Here is a 3,984-nt window from a genome sequence, read left to right as displayed (position 1 = left end):
GAAGGGCTTGGTCAGATAGTCATCCGCCCCGCACTCAAAACCCATCAGCTTATCCGCGTCCTCGCTTTTTGCGGTGAGCATGATAATGGGCACGTTGGAAAACTCCCGAATCCGCATGCACGCCTCCAGGCCATCCACCTCCGGCATCATGACGTCCAGAATCAAAAGATCGAAGGCCCGGGTCCGGGCCAGCTCCACGGCGGCCGCGCCGTCATAGGCGCACTCCACCTCATATCCCTCATTTTCCAGGTTGAACTTCATGCCCTTGACCAAGAGCTTCTCGTCGTCCACCACCAAGATCTTTGCCATTGTCCAAAACTCCTTTTATTCTACGCCGCCGGTTCCCCGGCGCCGCTTACCGTAACCCATCCGTCCAGATCCGCCAGCTTCTTCTCACCGATGCCGCTGACTTCCAGCAATTCCTCCACCGTCTCAAAGGGGCCGTTGGCCTCTCGATACGCAATGATCCGCCCGGCCAGCGCCTCGCCGATACCGGGAAGCGTGTCCAGTTCCGCGGCATCAGCGGTGTTCAGATCCACCGGTTCAAAGGGCGGGGCGACCTCATCCTGCGGCACCTCCACCTCCGTCTCCACGACCACGCCCGGCTCCAGCGGGGCCTGCGCTTGGCGGGAGAGCACCAGCAGCATGCATAAGAACACCGCCGTCAGTCCCAATAAACACCATTCGGTTTTGGTTGCTTTTCCTCGTTTCACCCCGTTGAACTCCCGTCTAAACTTTGCTATACTGTAGGTAATGTCGAACTCCGGCGAAGTCCGCCGGCTGATAAATTCTACACATGGTTGATTATATCATAATTTGCAGGAGAACAACATGAAAACAAGACGCTTTTTCTCGGTTTTTTTGCTGTGCGCACTGATTGTCTCACTCTTTGCCACGCCTTTGTCCGCTGCTGCGGAAACGGACGCCAAAACACCCCCGGCCCCCGGCATTGAATCCAAGGCGGCGCTGCTGGTGGACGCCAACACCGGCAACGTGGTCTACGCCAAAAACGAACACGAGGAGATGTATCCCGCCAGCCTCACCAAGATCATGACCGCCCTTCTGGTTCTGGAGGCAGTGGATGACGGCCAGCTCTCCCTGACCCAGCAGCTGACCGCCTCTCACTCCGCCATGACTGCCGGTCTGGAGGAGGATGGCAGCACCGCCGGTATCCTGGAGGGGGAGACCATGACGGTGGAGCAGTTCCTCTACTGCATGCTGGTGGTCTCCGCCAACGAGGCCTGCAACGTGTTGGCCGAAGCAGTGGCCGGCGACATAGACACCTTTGTGGAAAAAATGAACGCCAAGGCCCAGGAGTTGGGCTGTGAGAACACCCACTTCGTCAATCCCACCGGCCTTCATGATCCCCAGCACTATACCTCCGCCTGGGATCTCTACCTCATCACAAAAGAGGCCATGACCCACAGCGACTTCATGCGCTTCTGCGACACCAGCTCCGTTACCATCCCCGCCACCAACCTCTCCGAGGCCCGGACGCTCCATACCACCAACTACCTGATTGACGGCTGGCGCTCCCGGGGATACATCAACAAGGACGCCCACGGCGTCAAAACCGGTTCCACCTCCGACGCCGGACACTGCCTGGTCTCCACTGCCACCCGGGGAAGCATGAGCTTCATCAGCGTGGTGCTGGGCGGCGACCGGGTAACGCTGGACGACGGGGAGATCCGGACCTACAGCTTTTACGACACCAATCTGCTCTTCAACTGGGCCTTCGACAACTTCTCCTATCAGACCGTGCTCAGCGCAGAGGAGCCGCTCAAAGAGGTCCCTGTCGCCTTGTCCAAGGTCGATCACGTCAATGTCCACGTGGGTGAGGATGTGGAAATTCTCCTGCCCAAGGGTCTGAGCCCGGAGGATCTAGAGCAGAAGTTCTCCATTGAGGAACCGGTGGAGGCACCGGTGAAGGCCGACCAGAAGCTGGGCACGCTGGAACTGAGCTATGACGGCACCGTCTATGCCACAGTGGATCTTCTGGCCTACAACGATGTAGAGGCCTCCCGCCTGCTGACCTTTTGGCAGAACGTGAAGGACTTTTTCAGCGGCACCGTGGTGCGGGTAATTGCCATCATCGTGGTGGTACTGCTGCTGGCACTGCTGATCTGGAAGGTGGTCTTTGGCCGCCGCCGGTACCGCTACGGTCACTCAGTGGGCCGGGGCCGCAATCGCGGTTACCGGGGCCGGCGCAGATGACCTCCCCTTCAAAGGAAAAAGGAGTCCGCAAAGCATTGGCTTTGCGGACTCCTTTTGTTTTGCAGGATGCGCTGTTCCGGGATAGTCAGATATCCCTCTGTTCCGGCAGGCCCGCCCGGCTCCAGCCTCCGTCGGTAAAGAGCACCTGACCCGTGATGCCGCTGGCTTCATCAGACGCCAGGAAGCACACACTGCTGGCGATTTCCTCCGGCTGGAGGAAACGCTTCATCGGGATCACCAACATAATGTTGTCTACATCGATGATGCCCTCGTCGATGCCCTTTTGTACCATGTCCGTCATGACATAGCCCGGCGCCACGCCGTTGATGCGGATGTTGAACCGGCCCCATTCCACGCCCAGGGTACCCACCAGTCCATTCACTGCCGCCTTGGAGATGTTATAGGCGGAGCGGCGGGTAGTGTAGCGCTCGGAGTTGCCGGAGGAGATGCACACGATGCTGCCGCCGCCCTGCTTTTTCATGTAGCGGGCCGCCGCCCGGGCTGCCAGATAGTAAGCCCGCAGGTTGACCCCCAGCACCTTGTCGAAATCCTCCACCTTGAACTCCGTGGCCCACTCCCGGATCTGGATACCGGCGTTGTTGATGAGGATATCAATCCGGCCGTATTTTTTCACTACATCATCAATCATCTTGTCAATGGCCCCGGCGTCACTGAGGTCCGCCATGTAGGACTCGATCTTCCCCAGCTTGCTCAGCTCTTCCACCGTTTTGCGGGCATTTTCCACATCCTTGCTGCCGGTGACGATCACCTGGGCGCCCTCTTCCACAAAGCGTCTGGCGATGCCTTTTCCGATACCCCGGATGCCGCCGGTGATCAGGGTAACCTTCCCTGCAATGCCTCTCATACTCCTCTCCTTTCTCCGAGCACGTTCCCGGGTTCCTCAGCGATACTGAATCCGGCGGCGGGTCTCCTCTGCTGCTTCACTTCCCAGCAGAAGCTCCACCAGTTCCAGCCCCAGGTCCACAGCAAAGCCCAGTCCCCGGGCCGTGGTTAGATTGCCATCCGTCACCACGCCCTGATGGGTGTAGCGGCCATCTCCGAACTCCTTTTCAAAGCCGGGGAAGCAGGTGGCGGTTCTCCCCTTGAGCAAGCCGTGGCGTCCCAGAACCACTCCCGGGGCCGCACAGATGGCCGCGATCCGGCGGCCTTCCCGGTCCGCCTGCTCCAATGCCTCCAGCAGCGGCCCGCAGGCGGACAGCCGCTCTGCGCCGGGCATGCCGCCCGGCAGGAAAATCACATCTCCATCGGAGAGATCCGTATCCGCCAGCACCGCATCTGCCGTGATGCGGACCTTGTGGGAGCTGATGATCTCACAGTCCTCCTCCACGGATACCAGCACGGTCTCCACGCCGCTGCGCCGGAGCAGATCCACCACTGCCAGGCACTCCACCTCTTCCGTTCCGTTTGCGATCATTGCATAGACTTTTGCCATATTGAGACCTTCCTTCCGTTTCAAACTCTTTGCGGGTTTCATTGTAGCACACCTCGCTCCGCCTGTCCCCCTTCTTTTTCCGTCCGGGAGCCAAAACGCTGCCCGCATCCGGATGCTTGCGGATATCTTTCCGCAGGCCAGGTGTTCGCTCTCCATTCCAGCCGTTGGAACAAAATCCCCGCCCGGGCTCCGGGCGGGGATTTTGCGTTGATTACTTCGCAGCCTTGGCGGCCTTGATGGCCTCGATCAGCATGGGGGTAACCTTGAACAGGTCGCCGCAGATGCCGTAGTCGGCGATCTCGAAGATGGGAGCGGTG

At 59.6% G+C, this 3,984-nt stretch carries 5 protein-coding genes; 1 reads left to right on the top strand and 4 read right to left on the bottom strand.

Translation table 11 applies throughout. The annotated features are described in order from the left end of the window. Together QZL67_RS05065 and QZL67_RS05060 are read right to left on the bottom strand one after the other, a co-directional pair. A partial coding sequence (locus QZL67_RS05065) for a response regulator (RefSeq protein WP_292919895.1) occupies positions 1-309 on the bottom strand: 309 nt, incomplete at its 3' end. Positions 310-329: 20 nt separating this feature from the next. Further along, positions 330-713 carry a helix-hairpin-helix domain-containing protein gene (locus QZL67_RS05060; protein ID WP_022289670.1) on the bottom strand — a complete coding sequence of 128 codons (384 nt, stop codon included), beginning with the start codon at positions 711-713 and terminating at the stop codon, positions 330-332. Between the two features lie 118 nt (positions 714-831). Between QZL67_RS05060 and QZL67_RS05055 the strand changes: the two genes are divergently transcribed. After that, positions 832-2,214 (top strand): D-alanyl-D-alanine carboxypeptidase family protein, encoded by a 1,383-nt coding sequence (locus QZL67_RS05055; RefSeq protein WP_022289669.1) that lies wholly within the window; start codon positions 832-834, stop codon positions 2,212-2,214. A gap of 85 nt (positions 2,215-2,299) precedes the next feature. Here the strand turns inward: QZL67_RS05055 and QZL67_RS05050 are convergent, their stop codons facing one another. Beyond that, positions 2,300-3,079, bottom strand: a complete 780-nt coding sequence (locus tag QZL67_RS05050; protein ID WP_022289668.1) for an SDR family NAD(P)-dependent oxidoreductase — start codon at positions 3,077-3,079, stop codon at positions 2,300-2,302. A gap of 36 nt (positions 3,080-3,115) precedes the next feature. After that, a complete protein-coding gene (locus QZL67_RS05045) occupies positions 3,116-3,667 on the bottom strand; it encodes a DJ-1 family glyoxalase III (RefSeq protein ID WP_022289667.1) in 552 nt (183 codons plus the stop codon). Positions 3,668-3,984: the final 317 nt, after the last annotated feature.

The sequence above is a fragment of the Oscillibacter sp. CAG:155 genome, assembly GCA_000436875.1.
GTDB lineage: Bacteria > Bacillota > Clostridia > Oscillospirales > Oscillospiraceae > Oscillibacter.
The sequence above is the reverse complement of the archived record's forward strand: the minus strand, read 5'-3'. Positions and strand labels throughout refer to the sequence as shown.